Genomic DNA, 16,033 nt, shown 5'->3' on the forward strand with positions numbered 1-16,033 from the left:
GGCGCCATGAGCACGCCCCACACGACGGACGTCCCCGCCGACGAGCGGGAGCGCCACTTCGAGTGGTGGCACCACAGCCACCCCACGTTCGCGGGCATCACCGGCTTCTTCGCCGGCATGCTCTTCGTCACCGCAGTTCCTGGCTTCTTCGCCGGCGTGCTGCGGCTGCTGTTCAGCTACCAGACGGCCGAGAAGCTGTTCCCCTTCGTGCTGCTGGCGCTGGCGCTCCCGATCGCGATGCTGGTCAAGCGCAAGACCCGCCGGTTCGCGCAGTTCATGTTCGTCGGGATGCTCGTCACCGCGGCCGTCGTCCTCGGCGTCACCTCGCTGGTGCTCTACTTCATGGTCGACGCCTGACCCGCTGAATCGACCCGCCCACCGTCGGGATGGGAGACTCGGGGCGATGTCCGACTCCACTCCCGATGCGGCCCGTGAGCCGATCAAGACGCTGCCCCTCGTCTTCGACGAGCCCCGCGGGCGCAAGAAGCCGCCGCGCCACCTGGCCGACCTCGACGAGGCGGGCCGCAAGGCGCTGCTGGAGGAGATGGGCCTGCCCGGCTTCCGCGCCAAGCAGCTCTCCACCCACTACTTCTCCCGCCTGGTCGACGACCCGGCCGAGATGACCGACCTCCCGGCCGGCCAGCGCGACGACCTCGTCGGCGCGCTGCTGCCCGAGCTGATGACGCCGCTGCGGACCATGGAGGCCGACCGCGGCACCACCCGCAAGACGCTGTGGAAGCTCTTCGACGGCGCGCTCGTCGAGTCGGTGCTGATGCGCTACCCCGACCGCGCCACGATGTGCGTGTCCAGCCAGGCCGGCTGCGGCATGGCCTGCCCGTTCTGCGCGACCGGCATGGGCGGTCTCCAGCGCAACATGTCGACCGCCGAGATCGTCGAGCAGGTCGTCGCCGGAGCGCGGTCCCTCGCGCGCGGCGAGGTCCCGGGAGGCCCGGGCCGTGTGTCCAACGTGGTCTTCATGGGCATGGGCGAGCCCCTCGCCAACTACAAGGCCGTCATCGGCGCCGTGCGACGCCTGACCGACCCCGCGCCGGGCGGCCTCGGGATGAGCGCCCGCGGCATCACCGTGTCCACCGTGGGGCTCGTGCCGCGCATCCGCCAGCTCACCGAGGAGGGCATCCCGGTCACGCTGGCGCTGAGCCTGCACGCCCCGGACGACGAGCTGCGCAACGAGCTGGTGCCGATCAACACGCGCTTCTCGGTCGCCGAGACCGTCGAGGCCGCGTGGGACTACGCCCGCGTGACCAAGCGCCGCGTGTCGATCGAGTACGCCATGATGCGCGGCATCAACGACCAGGCGCACCGCGCCGACCTGCTCGCCGACGTGCTCAACTCGTACGGCGACTGGGGGTGGGTGCACGTCAACCTGATCCCGCTCAACCCGGTCGAGGGGTCGAAGTGGACCGCCTCCGACCCGGCCGACGAGCGCGAGTTCGTGCGCCGGCTCGAGGCCAAGGGCATCCCGACGACCGTCCGCGACACCCGTGGGCGCGAGATCGACGGCGCCTGCGGCCAGCTCGCAGCCAAGGAGTAGCGCCAAGGAGCAGCGCCGGGCAGGCACCGGGGCACCTGAGGCGTCGGCGCGTGTTCACGTGTCGGTCGCCCGGCCCGGTGGGTCCGTTGCCCGACGCTTCCTAGCGTCCGGGGCATGGACCTGCTCGAGAGGCGGCGTCGCAGCCGCACCGTCCCCGCGGACGTCGTGCCGCTCCCCGTCGCGTCGACCGGGCGGCTCCGCGTCCTGGTCGTCACCGAGTCCTTCCTGCCCCAGGTCAACGGCGTGACCAACTCGGTGCGCCGGGTGCTGGAGCACCTGGCCGCCGCAGGCCACGACGCCGAGCTGGTCGCGCCGACCGGACCCGATTCGTATGCCGGCTTCCCGGTGACCCACGCACGCGGCGCCTGCCTGCCGTTCTACAGCGACTTCCGGATCGGCCTGGAGACGCGCCGGCGGCTGCGCGCGACGATGGAGCGGTTCCGTCCCGACGTCGTCCACCTCGCCTCGCCGGCCACGCTCGGCCACCAGGCGGCGCGGGCCGCGCGGTCGCTCGGCATCCCGACGGTCGCGATCTACCAGACCGACCTCGTCGGCTTCGCCGACCGCTACCCGGTGCCCGGCGGCGCCCGGGCGATGGAGCGCCTCACCCGCCGCATCCACCTCGCCGTCGACCGCACCCTCGCGCCATCGTCGGCCAGCATCGGCCAGCTCGAGCGGCTGGGAGTGCCGGCCGTGCACCGCTGGCCGCGCGGTGTCGACCAGGTGCTGTTCGACCCGGCGCGCCGCGACGCGGACCTCCACGCGCGCCTCGCGCCCGACGGAGAGGCCCTCGTCGGCTACGTCGGCCGGCTGGCGCCCGAGAAGGAGCTCGAGCTGCTGGCCCACGTCGACCGGCTGCCCGGTGTCCGGCTGGTGCTGGTGGGCGGCGGCCCGGAGGAGGCGCGGCTGCGGGCGCTGCTGCCGCGTGCGGCCTTCCTGGGCGTGCTGCACGGCGAGGAGCTCGCCCGGGCGTACGCGACGCTCGACGTGTTCGTGCACACCGGACGCCACGAGACCTACTGCCAGTCCGCGCAGGAGGCGCTGGCCAGCGGGGTGCCGGTGGTCGCGCCGCGTGCCGGCGGACCGGTCGACGTCGTCGACGACACGGTCGCCGGGTTCCTCTACGAGCCGGGCGACGGGGCCGAGCTGGCGGCGCACGTCGAGCGGCTCGTCGCCCAGCCGGTGCTCCACCGGCGGATGGCCCTCGCCGCGCGCCACAGCGTCCGTGACCGGACCTGGCAGGCGGTCAACGAGCTGCTCGTCGAGCACTACCGCGCGGCCGCCGGCGCCACGCTCAGCCGGCGTCGGGCGGGCTGACCCCCACCACCTCGACCGCCTCCTCCACGGAGTCGACGAGGTGCACGTGCGGCTCCATCGCGCGACCGCGGGCGAGGGCCCGCAGCAGCGGCCAGGCGGGCAGGTCCTCGGTCCAGTGCCGCCGGCCGACCAGCACCATCGGCGCGACCGACGCCTCGTCCGCGTAGTAGTTCTCGCACGCGTCCTGGAAGACCTCCTGCACGGTGCCACCGGCGCCGGGGAGGAACACGATGCCGGCGTTGCAGATCTCGAGGAGGACGGCCTCGCGCGGAGCGTTGCGGAAGAACTTGGCGATCGCCGTGGCGAAGACGTTGGGCGGCTCGTGGCCGTAGTGCCACGTCGGGATGCCGAGCGAGTCGCGCCCGGGGCCGTCGACCTCCTCCACGACGTCGAGCCCGGCCCGCGCCCAGGCGCCCACGTCGGGCGTGAACGACGGCACGCGCGCGAGGTGGGCAAGCGCGCGGTCGAGCAGGTCGGTCTGCCCACCGGGCACGAACGCGCCGAGGTTGGCCGCCTCCATGGCTCCGGGACCCCCGCCGGTCGCGACGGTCAGCGCGTCGCCGAGCAGGTGGCCGAGCCGCGCCGCGTCGGCGTACTCCGCGGACCCGCGCACGAGGGCGTGCCCGCCCATCACGCCGACCATCCGGCGGCCCGACACCCACGCCTCGAGCGCCTCGTCGACGTGGTGGTCGTGCAGCGCCATCGCGAGGGTGTCCTCGGGCGTGGTCCGGCCGCGCGACCACGCGTAGGCACGGGCGTCGGTGCTGTCGTCGTAGCGGGGCGTGTCGTAGAGGTCGGCGGGGGAGTAGAGGGTCGAGCGGTAGGGGTCGACCGGGCTGCCGGGGATGTCGTGCAGCACCACCCCGCCGGCGCGGCGCACCGCGTCGTCGTCCCCGTCGGCGAACTCGCAGCCGAGGAACAGCGACTGGGCGAGCGACCGCTCCAGCAGCGCCGGCCCACGCTCGGTGAGGTCGAGGCCCACCACCCGCCAGCCGGCCAGCGTCCGGGCTCCCGCGGCCAGGCGCCGGTCGAGGTCGTCGAGGGTGGTGACGTCGAGGACGCGTCCGCGCGAGTGCTTCACGGCGCCCAACCTAGGGGGCGGGCCGTGGCAGGGTGGCGACATGGTCTCGGAGGAGGACGTCTACGCACTCGCCACCCGCAACCGGCTCCTGGCCGCCGACATGTTCGCCGGCCTGAGCGAGGCGCAGTGGACCACCCCCAGCCTGTGTGCCGGCTGGTCGGTCCGGGAGGTCTGCGCCCACCTGGTCCCGCCGCCCGGCGGCCACCGGCTGCTGCCGCTCGTGGGCGCCGTGCTGCGCTTCCGCGGCGACCTGGCTCGCTTGGTCGACGTCACCACCCGGGAGCGGGCGGCGGCGACGCCGACCGACCAGCTGGTCGCCGAGCTGCAGGAGCGGGCCGGCGACCGGCTCGAGGCTCCGGTCGTGGGGGCGCTCGGTCCGATGGTCGACACCGCGATCCACCTGCGCGACGCCGCGCGCCCGCTGGGGCTCGACGTCGGACCGCCGCCGGACGACTGGCGGCCGGTGCTCGACTTCCTGCGCACCGGCCCCGCCGAGCGCGGCTTCGTCGGGCGGGGGCGCACCGCCGGCCTCCGGCTCGAGGCGAGCGACACCGACTGGTCGTCGGGCGCGGGTGACCTCGTGCGGGGCGCCGCCGAGGCGCTGGCCCTCGCGGTGGCGGGCCGGCCGGTGGCCTACGCCGAGCTCGAGGGCCCGGGCGTCGAGGTGCTCCGGTCACGCGATCGGTGAGCCGTCGGCACAACCGGTCGTCGATCGTCCGCAACCCGGCCTAGCGTGCTGCCATGAGCATGATCGCGGGCTTGGACATCGACGGCCACGAGGTCGTGCCGCTCGTCCCGGAGACCTGGGACCTCTTCGCCCAGATGGCGGGCCGGACCGGCCTGTTCGGCGGCTGCTGGTGCGTCCACTTCCACTGCCTGCCCGACCCGCCCGAGCGCGAGGAGATGGGCAACCCCGCCTTCAAGCGGATGCTCGTGGAGCAGGGCGTCGCCCACGCGGCGCTCGTCCTCGACGACGGAGAGGCCGTCGCGTGGGCCGAGTACGGCACGGTCGCCGAGCTGCCCAACATCCAGCACCGCAAGCAGTGGGAGGCCGAGACCGAGTCGCCGCCGGAGTTCCGGATCACGTGCGTCCAGGTCCGCAAGGACCACCGTCGCCGGGGCCTCGGGTCGGTCGCGGTGAAGGGCGCCGTGGCGCTGGTCGCCGCGGCCGGCGGGGGCCGTGTCGAGTCCTACCCGCACGACCTCCCGCCCGGCAAGAAGATGTCCGCGTCGTTCCTCTACAACCTCACGCGGACCACCTACGAGCGCCTCGGGTTCACCTACGTCCGGCCCAAGGGCCAGGGCAACTGCGTGATGGAGCTGCAGGTGCCGCCGGCCTGACCGCACGCGCTCCTCCCTCGCTGGTCGAGGTGTGAGGAGCGCCGGCGACGAGCCTCGAGACCTGCTCGGCCAGTGGTTTCGAGGCTCGCTCCGCTCGCACCTCAACCACCGAGGGGACGCGCTCGCACCTCAACCACCGAGGGGACGCGCTCGCACCTCGACCACCGAGGGGACGCGCTCGCACCTCGACCACCGAGGGGACGGCCGTCAGAACGCGTGCGCCATCAGCTCGCCGAACAGCTCCTGCTCGTCGACCGCCAGGCCCCGGGAGCGGAACCACGCGCACATGTTGGCGCAGTCGCGCAGCAGGAAGTCCATGCCCTGCGGGTTGCCGACCAGGTCCACCACCTGGGGCAGGTCGATGACGACCAGCCGGTCACCGGCCGCGAGGGTGTTGTAGGGCGACAGGTCGCCGTGGACCAGACCCGCCTGCACCAGCGCGGCCAGCGCGTCGCGCAGCTGCTCGTAGTAGCCCTCCAGCACCTCCCGCTCGGGCCGGACCTGCGCCAGGCGCGGAGCGGTCTCGCCGTCGTGGGTGATCCACTCCATCATGATCTCGGTCTCGTCGATCTGGACCGGGTAGGGGACCGGCAGGCCGAGCTCCCAGCAGCGGCGCAGCGCGTTCCACTCCGAGATCGCCCACTCGCCCGCGGCGACCTGCTTGCCCCACGTCGACTTGCGCTTGACGGCGCGCTCGTCGCGCGAGCGCTTCATCGAGCGGCCCTCGGTGTAGGAGGCGGCGCGGTGGAACGTGCGGTGGTCGGTGCTGCGGTAGCGCTTGGCGGCCATCACGACCGCCGAGCCCGGCCGGTGCGGGTCCTCGCGCTCGACGAGGAAGACGTCGGCCTCCTTGCCGGTCTTGAGGACGCCGAGCTCGGTGTCGATGGCGCCGCTGGACGTCACCACCCAGTCGGGTCGTGGCTCGGGTCCCTTCATCAGGGCCTCGAGGTCCTCCCAGCGCGACCAGCGCTGGTGCTCGCCGAGCTCGTCGGCGTAGGTGTCGTAGCTGAAGACGAACGCGTCGTCGATGCCCTCGAGGGGCGAGCGGTCGTCAGGCCGGAGGAAGTCCTCCGGGAAGGTGTGCGTCACTGTGGGTGCTCCGTGGGTGCGAGAGGTGGTCGGCGGGCAGGCCGAGGACAGCGATGGACATGTCACGGCTCCTCTCACGGCGGGGCGCCTGCGCGCGGGCGCGGCAGGTCGGACGTACGGCGTCATCGTGGGCGACCCCGGCGGGTCGCGCAACCGAATATCGCCGGGCGGTCACCCCACCCGCGCGGGGACCGACCCGCGCAGCCCGTCAGGCAGGTGCTCGAGCACGTCGTCGACGTGCACCACCCGTCGGCCCGCGCGGGCGAGGAGCCCGGCCGCGACGGCGGCGCGGTAGCCGCTGCGGCAGTGCACCCAGACCTCCCCGGGCGGGACCTCGGCCATCCGCTCGACGAGCTCGGGGAGCGGGATCGCGACGGCGCCCCGCACCGGGTCCTCGACGACCTCCTGCGCGTGCCGCACGTCGAGCAGCACCACGTCGGCGCCGCCCGGGTCGGCCCAGTCGGCCCAGTCGGCCCAGTCGGCCCGGCGGAGACCATCGGAGGCGTGCGCCTCCTCTCGTGCGTCGAGCACGTGGAGCGACACCTGCTCGACGCCGATCTGGGCGAGGTCGTCGGCGGCGCGGCCGAGCACCGACGCGTCGTCGCCCAGCAGGACCAGGTGCTCGCCCCACGGCGTCACCCAGGCCGCCCACAGCGCGAACTGGTCGCCGTGCTCGACGTTGATGCTCCCGGGGACGTGACCGGCAGCGAACGCCTCGCGCGGCCGGAGGTCGAGCAGCCACGCACCGCGGCGGCGGGCGAGCTCGAGCGCCTCGCCGTCCAGCTCCAGCGGGACCGGCGGCGCGACCAGGCCGGCGCCACTCCGGTTGAGCGCCGCCATGTGCCGGTAGTGGCCGGGCACCGGGCCGAAGCCGGCCACCAGTCGGTCGACGAAGGTGTCGACATCGGTCGTCAGTGCCGGGTTGAGGACGGCCTGCTCGCCGATCGTGAGCCCCCCGCCGTCCGGTGCGCCGGCGGCGCAGAAGCTGCCGAAGCCGTGGGTCGGGTGCACGGTGGTGTCCGCGGGCAGCCGGCCCAGGCTGCGTACGCTCGCCCACTGCGCCCGGGCCAGGTCGCGCGCCAGGCTCGGGTCGACCAGGTCGGTACGCCCGACGGTGCCGGCGAGCATGCTGCCCCCGGTCAGCACCGCCCCGGGCGACGTCGCGTCGGACCGCGTGACGTGGAAGGCCTGGTGGTGAAGCGTGTGGCCTGGCGTCGCGAGCACCGTGACGCTGAGGTCGCCCACCGCGACCACGTCGCCCGCGCGGGTCGCCGCGACCTCCAGGTCGACGACCTCGTCCGCGGCGAGGAGGTAGTCGGCCCGGTGGCGTCGCGCGAGGCGGGGGCCGCCGGAGACGTAGTCGTTGTGCACGTGGGTGTCGGCCACCGCGACGATCTCGACGCCGGCCTGCTCGGCCAGTCGCTCGACCTCGTCGGTCGAGCGCGGCGGGTCCACCACCAGCGCCCGCCGACCGTCGTGCACCAGGTGGGTGCGGTTGCCAAGGCGGGGCAGGTCGAGCGGGAGCACGTGGAGGGACGGAGGCATGACGCTCCTTCGGTAACAAAGTCGAGTGTTTTACGCGAGTATTGCAGAGGCGCTAGGTTCGTCCGGTGATCTCGACGCGACGTGTGACCCGTGCCCTCGGGGGCCTGCTGACCGCCTCCGCCCTCCTCCTCCCGGCCATCGCCCCCGCCCAGGCGGGCGTGCCGGTCGACGGTGCGTCCGGCATCGGTGACGCCTACTGGCCGCTCGACGGCAACGGCGGCATCGACGTCTCCGCGTACCGGATCGACAACCGCTACGACCTCGCGCGCAAGAAGCTCTCCGGGCACACCACCGTCGAGCTCACCGCGACCAGCGACCTCAGCAGCTTCTCCCTCGACTTCCTGCTCGACGTCTCGCGGGTGCGGGTCGACGGCGTGGACGCGGCGTTCGCGAAGACCGACGGTGGCCACGAGCTGCGGATCACGCCCACGACCCCGCTGGTCGCCGGCACCCGCCACGACGTGCGGGTCACCTACGCCGACAAGCCAGGCCGCTACGCCTACGCGGGGGAGTCGAACTGGCTCGCGAGCAGGCGCGAGGTCGTGGCGATGAACGAGCCGCACATGGCGCCGTGGTGGTTCCCTGCCAACGACCACCCCCTCGACAAGGCGATCGTCGACGTGCGCACCACGGTCCCGAACGGGCGCGAGGTGATCTCGAACGGCGAGCTGAAGGGACGCAAGGTCGGCAAGCGGACCACGACCTGGCACTGGCGTGCGGACGAGCCGATGGCCACCTACCTCGCCTTCTTCGCCGCCGGTGACTTCGCGGTCGCGAAGGGCACGCACCGCGGCCTGCCCTGGCTGGTAGCGGTCTCGAAGCGCCTCGGCCCGGCCGACGAGCGCGCGAGCATGCGGCTGATGAAGCAGACGCCGCGCGTGATCAGCGGCCTCGAGAAGGACCTGGGGCGCTACCCGTTCTCGGTGGTCGGCGGCCTCACCACGTCGCTCGGCGTCGGGTTCGCGCTGGAGAACCAGTCCCGTCCGACCTACCCGGCCGTCGGCGGCAACGCGACCGGCCTGGTCGTCCACGAGCTCGCCCACCAGTGGTTCGGCGACGACATCGCGGTGCAGGGCTGGCGCGACATCTGGCTCAACGAGGGCTTCGCGTCGTTCATGGAGTGGCGCTGGGACGAGACCCACGGCGGGCGCGACGCCGCCGACACGCTGGCGAGCCACTACGCCGGCACCGCGGCCGACTCCTCGTTCTGGGACGTGACGGTCGCCGACCCCGGCGCGGACAAGGTGTTCGACTCCGCCGTCTACGGCCGCGGGGCGATGACGCTGCAGGCGCTGCGCAACCGCGTCGGCGATGACACCTTCTGGCGCATCATCCGCACCTGGATCCGCGAGCAGCGCGGTGGCAACGGCTCCTCGGAGGAGTTCGAGGCGACCGCCGCCCGGGTGAGCGGCGTCGACCTGTCGGCGTTCTTCACCGCCTGGCTCCGCACACCGGCCAAGCCCGCCCGCACCGCCGACAACGGGCTGTCCTGACCACGGTGGCGGACATCAGCTGGTTCCGCGCGCCCTCCGGGGACGACCCCGGGACCCTCAACGCCTGCTACCACGCACTCGACCTGCCCGTGATCCGCGGGCGGGCCGACGAGGTCGCGCTCGACCTCGGCGACGGGCCGCGGACCTACGCCTGGCTGCTGACCGAGGTCGCCGCGTGCGGCGGCGTGCTGCGCGCGTTCGGCGTCGACGTCGGCGACCGCGTGGTCCTCGGCGCGCTGCCGCTCGAGTCCGGCGTCGTGGCCGCGCTGGCGGTCGCCCGGGTGGGCGGCGTGGCGGCCCACGACGACGCGCCGGGCGCCGAGGGTCGCGTCGTGGTGCGGGCACTCGATGGCGGAGCGGTGTTCAGCGTCGACGGCGAGGACGTGGCGTGGGACGTCGCGATGCGCGCCGGGCGCACCGATCCGGCCGGCTGCGCGGACGTGCCCGGCGACGCCCCGCTCGCCCGCCACGGCGACGACGAGCTGACCGTGCTCGAGGCGGTCGGCGGGGCGGGCGACCCGGTCGCGCCGGCGGGCGCGCGTCTGGTCGAGGTGGGCGGCGTTCGGCTCTGGTCCTTCGCGCCGTCGCCCTGACCGGCGCCTGCGGTCGTCAGCGCTGCTTGCGCAGCCACTTCGCGAGGTCGTCGTACTCCCCGGAGGCGTTGGCATAGAGCGCGACGTTGCGCGCGGTCTCCATCCAGGGGCCGATCGACGGCCGGATCTCGGCGAGCGCCCGGTCGAAGTCGGCCATCTGGATCATCCGGACCGTGCCGGTGCCGACGGAGTCCATCAGCGCGTTCTCCGACGCCGACTCGCACAGGTGGGCGAGGTCGGCGCCGCTGAAGCCCTCGGTGGCCTTCGCCAGCCTCCTGGTGTCGATCCGCTCGACCGGACGGTCGCGCAGGTGGGTGCGCAGGACGGCCTCCCGGGCGTCACGGTCCGGCGGCAGCACGAGCAGGGTGCGGTCGAGCCGACCGGGGCGGCGCAGCGCGGGGTCGACGTCCCACGGGTGGTTGGTCGCGGCGAGGACGAAGACGCCCTCGTTGTCCGAGCCGACGCCGTCGAGCTCGGTGAGCAGCTGGTTGACCGTCGTCCGCGCGCCCGACGACCGGTTGAGCGAGCGCTTCCCGCCGATGGCGTCGAGCTCGTCGAGGAACAGCACGCACGGCGCCGAGCTGCGCGCGACCTCGAACAGCTCCTTGACGTTGCGCTCGCTCTGCCCGATGTACATGTCCAGCACGTCGGCCAGCGACACGTGCAGGAACGCCGCTCCCAGCTCGCCCGCGACGGCCTTGGCGAGGAACGTCTTGCCGCAGCCGGGCGGGCCGTAGAGCAGGAGCCCGCCGCGCAGGGACTTGCCGTAGAGCGCCCGCAGCTCGGGGTTGCGCAGCGGCGCGAGGAAGCTCGCCTCGAGCCGCTTCTTCACCTCGGTCAGGCCGCCGACGTCGGCGAGGCGGACCCCCGCGCGCTCCACGTCGTACGCCGCCGGGCCGGGGTCCTCGGTCGAGCCGTCGACGAACATCGGCCCGACGCTCGCGTCGATGTCGGACTCGGCCGCCTGCCAGTCGAAGCCACCCCGGTCGGTCGGGACCGCAGGGTCGTCCGGGCCGTCGGCGGGTGCCGGTGCCGCAGGAGCGGGACCACCCATCGCGCGTCCCATGAGGGCGAGGGCGTCCGCGGAGCCCGGGTCCGCGGCCAGCACCGTCGCCACGTGCGCCACCGCCTCCGGGCCGCGACCGGCGTCGACGAGCAGCCCCGCGAGGTGCAGCCGGAGCGTCAGGTCGTCGGGTGCCGCGCTCACCGCGGCGGCCAGGCTGTCGATCAGGCGCTCGTCCACGCCGCCACCCTAGGGGTCGGTCAGCGACCGCGCACGAGGCTCACGGCGGCGTAGCCGACCCACCCGAGCACGGCGACGACGCCGAGCACCTGGAGCACACCGACCAGCGCGAGCCCCGCGCCGACGGCCACCGCCTGCGGGGCGAAGGCGAGCAGCAGGACCGCCGCGGTCAGCAGCAGGAGCAGGCCGAGCAGGTAGCGGCCCGCCCACCGGGTGCGCCCCCAGAGCCCGCGCCCCCATCGCGTGACGCCGGCCGGGAGGTGGCCGCGCAGGGGGCGGACGAGCAGCACGACCACGACGAGGTAGGCCGTGCCCGCGACGGCGCGGCTCCACCACGGGGCGTCCTGGGCCAGCAGGGTGCCGAGCACCACCGCGGCGGCGCACATCGACCACAGCACGCGCCGGGCCAGCACCAGCAGCACCGCGTCGAGGTTCTGGCGCACCCGTCGCTCCTGCGGGTCGGCGCCGACCGCGGTCCTGAGCAGCGCGGCTGCGCTGCGCAGCCGTCCTCGGTCCAGCTCGGTGGCGGCGAGGTTGTTCTGCGCGAGCGTGTGCTGCGGGTCGAGGGCGAGCGCGTTGCGGAAGGCGGTCTGCGCGTGCTCGTGGTCGCCGAGGTCGTCGAGGCACAGGCCGACGAGGTTGTGCGCGTCGGGGCTGTGCGGTGCCAGCTCGACCGCGCGCAGTGCGGCGGCGTACGCGTCACGGGTGCGCGGGCGCCGCTGGGCGAGCAGCGCGCGGGCGAGCTGGTAGTGGGAGGTGAAGTCGTGCGGCTCGAGCCGCACGCCCTGCTCGGCGGCGGCGTGCGCTCCGGGCCCGTCGCGCCGGTCGACCAGCACGTCGACCAGCACGTGGTGGGCGCGGCCCCGCTCGGGCTCCAGGGCGAGCGCACTGCGGACCGCCTGCTCGGCCTCCTCGAGACGGCCCTGTCGCTGGAGCGCGCGGCCGAGCCCGAGCAGTGCCGTCGCGGACGACGGGTCGCCGGCCAGCACGTCGCGGAAGCGCTGCTCGGCCTCGACGTCGCGACGCAGCTCGAGCAGCTGCTCGGCGTGCGCGAGCGCCCGCCAGTCCTCGTCCACGGCGCCCATCCTGACAAACTGTCGCGGTGACTGCCCGCGACATCGTGATCCTCGGCTCGACCGGCTCCATCGGCACCCAGGCGCTCGACCTGGTCCGCGCCCACCCCGACCGGTTCCGGGTGGTCGGCCTCACCGCCGGCGGGTCGAACCCGGAGCTCTTCGACGCCCAGGTCGCCGAGTTCCGCCCGTCGTTCTCCGGGCTGGGGGAGGAGGCCTCGGTCGAGGCCGCCGGCCGCGAGTGCGACGTGGTGCTCAACGGCATCACGGGTGCCGTCGGGCTGCGGCCGACCCTCGCCGCGCTCGACGCCGGCTCCACGCTCGCGCTCGCCAACAAGGAGTCGCTCATCATCGGGGGGCCGCTGGTGAAGGAGCGGGCCCGTCCCGGCCAGATCGTCCCGGTCGACTCCGAGCACAGCGCGATCGCGCAGAGCCTGCGCTCCGGGTCGGCCGACGAGGTGCGCCGGCTGGTGCTCACCGCGTCGGGTGGCCCGTTCCGCGGGCGCACGGCCGCCGAGCTGGCGGAGGTGACGCCCGCGCAGGCCCTGGCGCACCCCAACTTCGCGATGGGCCGGGTCATCACCACCAACTCCGCGACCCTGGTCAACAAGGGCCTCGAGGTGATCGAGGCCCACCTGCTCTTCGACGTGCCCTTCGACCGGATCGACGTCGTCGTCCACCCCCAGCAGCTGATCCACTCGATGGTGGAGTTCGTCGACGGCGCCGTGGTCGCCCAGCTGGGCCTGCCGACGATGCTGGTGCCGATCGCGCTCGGCATGGGCTGGCCCGACCGCGTGCCGGACGCCGAGACGCCCATCGACTGGACCCGGGCCGCGGACTGGCGCTTCGAGCCGCTCGACGACGAGGTCTTCCCCGCCGTCACGCTGGCCCGGCGCGCCGGCGAGCTCGGCGGCACCGCCCCGGCGGTCTACAACGCCGCCAACGAGGTGGCCGTCGACGCCTTCCACGACGGGCGGCTGGCCTTCCCCGGGATCGTCTCCACGGTTGCCCGGGTCCTCGCCTCCCACGACGTACCATCGGAGCAGCACCTCACCGTGGACGACGTCCTCGCCGCCGACGCCTGGGCGCGCGCCGAGGCCGCGGCCCTCATCACCTGACAAGGACCCCCTCATGACAGCCCTGCTCTACACCGCGGGTGTCGTCGCGTTCGTCGTGGCGATCCTCGCCTCCATCGGGCTGCACGAGTTCGGCCACCTGGTGCCGGCGAAGAAGTTCGGCTGCAAGGTGCCGCAGTGGTTCATCGGCTTCGGGCCGACGGTGTGGAGCAAGCAGATCGGCGACACGGAGTACGGCGTCAAGGCGATCCCGCTCGGCGGCTACGTCAAGATCGTCGGGATGCTGCCGCCCGGTGCCGAGGGCCTGGTCGAGGAGACCACCTACGACGAGGACGGCGAGCCGGTCCACAAGGTGCGCCGATCCAACACCGGGATGTTCACCCAGCTGATCTCGGACGCGCGCGCCGCGGAGTGGGAGTACGTCAAGCAGCACGACACCGACCGGCTGTTCTACCGCCTGCCGTGGTGGAAGAAGGTCGTCGTGATGGCCGGCGGCCCGATGGTCAACATCGCGATCGCCTTCGGCCTCTTCGTCATCCTCTTCGCCACCTACGGCAACCCGCGCGACGAGGTCGTCGAGCCCACCGTCGCCGCGGTCCCCGAGTGCGTCATCCCGGTCGCGGAGCAGCGCACCACCTGCACCGCCGACGACCCGGAGAGCCCGGCGGCGAAGGCCGGCATCGAGCCCGGCGACGAGATCGTCAGCTTCAACGGCACCCCCTACACCGACTGGCAGAGCCTGCAGGCGCAGATCCGCGACAACGCCGACGGCGACGCGGTCATCGAGGTGCGTCGCGACGGCGAGCTGCTCACCCTCGAGACCAGCACCACGGTCACCCTGCGGCAGACCTCGCTGGAGGACCAGACGCTCACCGAGGTCGGCTTCCTCGGCGTGCAGCCCGCCTCCCACCTGCAGACCGGCGGTCCGCTCTACACCGCGAAGCAGATGGAGTCGATGACCGCCGAGACGGTCCAGGCGCTGGTCCACCTGCCGGTGAAGGTCTACGAGGTCGGGCGCGCGGTCGTCGGGCTCCAGGAGCGCGACCCGGAGGGGCCGGTCTCGATCGTGGGCGGCGGCCGCTTCGCCGGCGAGGCCGCGGCCAGCGACGCGTTCCCGCTCACCGACAAGCTGGTCACGCTGCTGTTCCTCGTCGCGAGCTTCAACTTCTTCATCGGCATGTTCAACTTCGTGCCGCTCCTCCCGCTCGACGGCGGCCACATCGCCGGGGCGCTCTACGAGGGCCTCAAGCGGGGCGTCGCGCGGCTGCGCGGTCGCCCCGACCCGGGACACGTCGACGTCGCCCGGCTGCTGCCGGTGGCCTACGTCGTGGGCCTCGCGATGCTGGTCATGGGCGTGGTGCTGATCGTGGCCGACCTCGTGGTGCCGCTGCACATTAGCTGACCTCGGCCGGCTCGGCCGCGCGGGGTGCGGCCTCCTAGACTGGCGCCATGACCGTCGGCCTCGGCATGCCCGCCCTCCCGCCCCCCGTCCTCGCGCCGCGGCGCCAGACCCGCCAGATCAAGGTGGGGTCCGTGGGGGTCGGCAGCGACCACCCGATCTCGGTGCAGTCGATGACCACGACGCTCACCTCCGACGTCAACTCCACGCTCCAGCAGATCGCCGAGCTGACCGCCACCGGCTGCGACATCGTGCGGGTGGCCTGCCCGAGCCAGGACGACGCCGACGCGCTGCCCGAGATCGCGCAGCACTCGCAGATCCCGGTGATCGCCGACATCCACTTCCAGCCGAAGTACGTCTTCGCCGCCATCGACGCCGGCTGCGCGGCGGTCCGGGTCAACCCGGGCAACATCCGCAAGTTCGACGACCAGGTCAAGGAGATCGCCAAGGCCGCCAAGGACCGCGGCACCTCGATCCGGATCGGCGTCAACGCCGGGTCGCTCGACAAGCGGATCCTCGACAAGTACGGCAAGGCCACGCCCGAGGCGCTGGTCGAGTCCGCGGTGTGGGAGGCGAGCCTGTTCGAGGAGCACGACTTCCACGACTTCAAGATCTCGGTCAAGCACAACGACCCGGTCGTGATGGTCCGTGCCTACGAGCTGCTCGCCGAGGCGGGCGACTGGCCGCTGCACCTCGGCGTGACCGAGGCCGGACCTGCCTTCCAGGGCACCATCAAGTCGGCCGTCGCCTTCGGCCACCTGCTCAGCCAGGGCATCGGCGACACCATCCGCGTCTCGCTGTCCGCGCCGCCGGTCGAGGAGGTCAAGGTCGGCCTGCAGATCCTCGAGTCGCTCAACCTCAAGCCGCGCCGCCTCGAGATCGTCTCCTGCCCGAGCTGCGGCCGTGCGCAGGTCGACGTCTACAAGCTCGCCGAGGAGGTCACCGCCGGCCTCGACGGGCTCGAGGTGCCGCTGCGCGTCGCGGTCATGGGCTGCGTCGTCAACGGTCCGGGCGAGGCCCGCGAGGCCGACCTGGGCGTCGCCTCCGGCAACGGCAAGGGCCAGATCTTCGTCAAGGGCGAGGTCATCAAGACCGTTCCCGAGTCCCAGATCGTGGAGACCCTCATCGAGGAGGCCATGCGGATCGCCGAGGGCATGGAGGCCGTCGAGGGCGCGGAGGCGTCGGTCACCGTCAGCTGACCCCCCGCGGGCAGTCCCCGCGGTGGCTCGAC

Annotated in this window: 15 protein-coding genes; 10 read left to right on the forward strand and 5 right to left on the reverse strand. The window is 73.5% G+C overall.

Annotated features, from left to right (window positions below; all coding sequences use genetic code 11):
• The first annotated feature begins 6 nt into the window (after positions 1 to 6).
• The 3 genes from KDN32_RS06800 to KDN32_RS06810 all read left to right on the forward strand — a co-directional run bounded on the left by KDN32_RS06800 (position 7) and on the right by KDN32_RS06810 (position 2,869).
• On the forward strand, positions 7 to 357 hold the full coding sequence (locus KDN32_RS06800) for a hypothetical protein (protein ID WP_211731286.1): 351 nt from the start codon (positions 7 to 9) through the stop codon (positions 355 to 357).
• A 46-nt stretch (positions 358 to 403) separates the two neighbouring features.
• Positions 404 to 1,552, forward strand: coding sequence for a dual-specificity RNA methyltransferase RlmN (gene rlmN / locus KDN32_RS06805; protein ID WP_211731287.1), 1,149 nt, complete (start codon positions 404 to 406; stop codon positions 1,550 to 1,552).
• Between the two features lie 114 nt (positions 1,553 to 1,666).
• Positions 1,667 to 2,869, forward strand: a complete 1,203-nt coding sequence (locus KDN32_RS06810) for a glycosyltransferase family 4 protein (RefSeq protein ID WP_211731288.1) — start codon at positions 1,667 to 1,669, stop codon at positions 2,867 to 2,869.
• On the opposite strand, the gene KDN32_RS06815 is transcribed toward KDN32_RS06810, so the two are convergent.
• Positions 2,847 to 3,950, reverse strand: coding sequence for an LOG family protein (locus tag KDN32_RS06815; RefSeq protein WP_211731289.1), 1,104 nt, complete (start codon positions 3,948 to 3,950; stop codon positions 2,847 to 2,849). The two genes, KDN32_RS06810 and KDN32_RS06815, sit on opposite strands and share 23 nt — an antisense overlap.
• 40 nt (positions 3,951 to 3,990) lie before the next feature.
• Here KDN32_RS06815 and KDN32_RS06820 point away from each other — a divergent pair, with 40 nt between their 5' ends.
• Positions 3,991 to 4,638 carry a maleylpyruvate isomerase family mycothiol-dependent enzyme gene (locus KDN32_RS06820; protein WP_211731290.1) on the forward strand — a complete coding sequence of 216 codons (648 nt, stop codon included), beginning with the start codon at positions 3,991 to 3,993 and terminating at the stop codon, positions 4,636 to 4,638.
• A gap of 53 nt (positions 4,639 to 4,691) precedes the next feature.
• On the forward strand, positions 4,692 to 5,291 hold the full coding sequence (locus KDN32_RS06825; RefSeq protein WP_211731291.1) for a GNAT family N-acetyltransferase: 600 nt from the start codon (positions 4,692 to 4,694) through the stop codon (positions 5,289 to 5,291).
• Between the two features lie 207 nt (positions 5,292 to 5,498).
• On the opposite strand, the gene KDN32_RS22260 is transcribed toward KDN32_RS06825, so the two are convergent.
• Positions 5,499 to 6,380, reverse strand: coding sequence for a serine protein kinase RIO (locus KDN32_RS22260; protein ID WP_307853791.1), 882 nt, complete (start codon positions 6,378 to 6,380; stop codon positions 5,499 to 5,501).
• Between the two features lie 171 nt (positions 6,381 to 6,551).
• A complete protein-coding gene (locus KDN32_RS06835; protein ID WP_211731293.1) occupies positions 6,552 to 7,925 on the reverse strand; it encodes a rhodanese-like domain-containing protein in 1,374 nt (457 codons plus the stop codon).
• A 65-nt stretch (positions 7,926 to 7,990) separates the two neighbouring features.
• Between KDN32_RS06835 and KDN32_RS06840 the strand changes: the two genes are divergently transcribed.
• Both KDN32_RS06840 and KDN32_RS06845 read left to right on the forward strand, forming a co-directional pair.
• Complete coding sequence (locus KDN32_RS06840) at positions 7,991 to 9,418, forward strand: M1 family metallopeptidase (protein ID WP_211731294.1); 1,428 nt, start codon at positions 7,991 to 7,993, stop codon at positions 9,416 to 9,418.
• Between the two features lie 5 nt (positions 9,419 to 9,423).
• Positions 9,424 to 10,011, forward strand: coding sequence for a hypothetical protein (locus KDN32_RS06845; RefSeq protein ID WP_211731295.1), 588 nt, complete (start codon positions 9,424 to 9,426; stop codon positions 10,009 to 10,011).
• 16 nt (positions 10,012 to 10,027) lie between these two features.
• Here KDN32_RS06845 and KDN32_RS06850 read toward each other — a convergent pair whose 3' ends face one another.
• Both KDN32_RS06850 and KDN32_RS06855 read right to left on the reverse strand, forming a co-directional pair.
• Positions 10,028 to 11,254, reverse strand: coding sequence for an AAA family ATPase (locus tag KDN32_RS06850; RefSeq protein ID WP_211731296.1), 1,227 nt, complete (start codon positions 11,252 to 11,254; stop codon positions 10,028 to 10,030).
• 20 nt (positions 11,255 to 11,274) lie between these two features.
• The gene (locus KDN32_RS06855; RefSeq protein WP_211731297.1) at positions 11,275 to 12,330 is read right to left on the reverse strand and encodes a tetratricopeptide repeat protein; all 1,056 of its coding nucleotides are present in this window, start codon (positions 12,328 to 12,330) and stop codon (positions 11,275 to 11,277) included.
• 26 nt (positions 12,331 to 12,356) lie between these two features.
• On the opposite strand from KDN32_RS06855, the gene dxr reads away from it, so the two are divergent.
• The 3 genes from dxr to ispG are packed head-to-tail and all read left to right on the forward strand — an operon-like array spanning position 12,357 to position 16,001.
• A complete protein-coding gene (gene dxr / locus KDN32_RS06860) occupies positions 12,357 to 13,445 on the forward strand; it encodes a 1-deoxy-D-xylulose-5-phosphate reductoisomerase (RefSeq protein WP_211731298.1) in 1,089 nt (362 codons plus the stop codon).
• A gap of 13 nt (positions 13,446 to 13,458) precedes the next feature.
• On the forward strand, positions 13,459 to 14,805 hold the full coding sequence (locus KDN32_RS06865) for a M50 family metallopeptidase (RefSeq protein WP_211731299.1): 1,347 nt from the start codon (positions 13,459 to 13,461) through the stop codon (positions 14,803 to 14,805).
• 47 nt (positions 14,806 to 14,852) lie between these two features.
• Entirely contained in the window at positions 14,853 to 16,001 is a 1,149-nt protein-coding gene (ispG, locus tag KDN32_RS06870) for a flavodoxin-dependent (E)-4-hydroxy-3-methylbut-2-enyl-diphosphate synthase (RefSeq protein WP_211731300.1), read from the forward strand.
• Positions 16,002 to 16,033: the final 32 nt, after the last annotated feature.

This window comes from Nocardioides palaemonis (assembly GCF_018275325.1).
GTDB lineage: Bacteria > Actinomycetota > Actinomycetes > Propionibacteriales > Nocardioidaceae > Nocardioides > Nocardioides palaemonis.

What these genes read in the sequence shown, in the direction of transcription:
- KDN32_RS06810 (WP_211731288.1), top strand. Translation starts at nt 1,667, where the DNA reads ATGGACCTGCTCGAGAGGCGGCGTCGCAGCCGCACCGTCCCCGCGGAC.
- ispG (WP_211731300.1), top strand. Translation starts at nt 14,853, where the DNA reads ATGACCGTCGGCCTCGGCATGCCCGCCCTCCCGCCCCCCGTCCTCGCG.
- rlmN (WP_211731287.1), top strand. Translation starts at nt 404, where the DNA reads ATGTCCGACTCCACTCCCGATGCGGCCCGTGAGCCGATCAAGACGCTG.
- KDN32_RS06865 (WP_211731299.1), top strand. Translation starts at nt 13,459, where the DNA reads ATGACAGCCCTGCTCTACACCGCGGGTGTCGTCGCGTTCGTCGTGGCG.
- KDN32_RS06835 (WP_211731293.1), bottom strand. Translation starts at nt 7,925, where the DNA reads ATGCCTCCGTCCCTCCACGTGCTCCCGCTCGACCTGCCCCGCCTTGGC.
- KDN32_RS06820 (WP_211731290.1), top strand. Translation starts at nt 3,991, where the DNA reads ATGGTCTCGGAGGAGGACGTCTACGCACTCGCCACCCGCAACCGGCTC.
- KDN32_RS06825 (WP_211731291.1), top strand. Translation starts at nt 4,692, where the DNA reads ATGAGCATGATCGCGGGCTTGGACATCGACGGCCACGAGGTCGTGCCG.
- KDN32_RS06800 (WP_211731286.1), top strand. Translation starts at nt 7, where the DNA reads ATGAGCACGCCCCACACGACGGACGTCCCCGCCGACGAGCGGGAGCGC.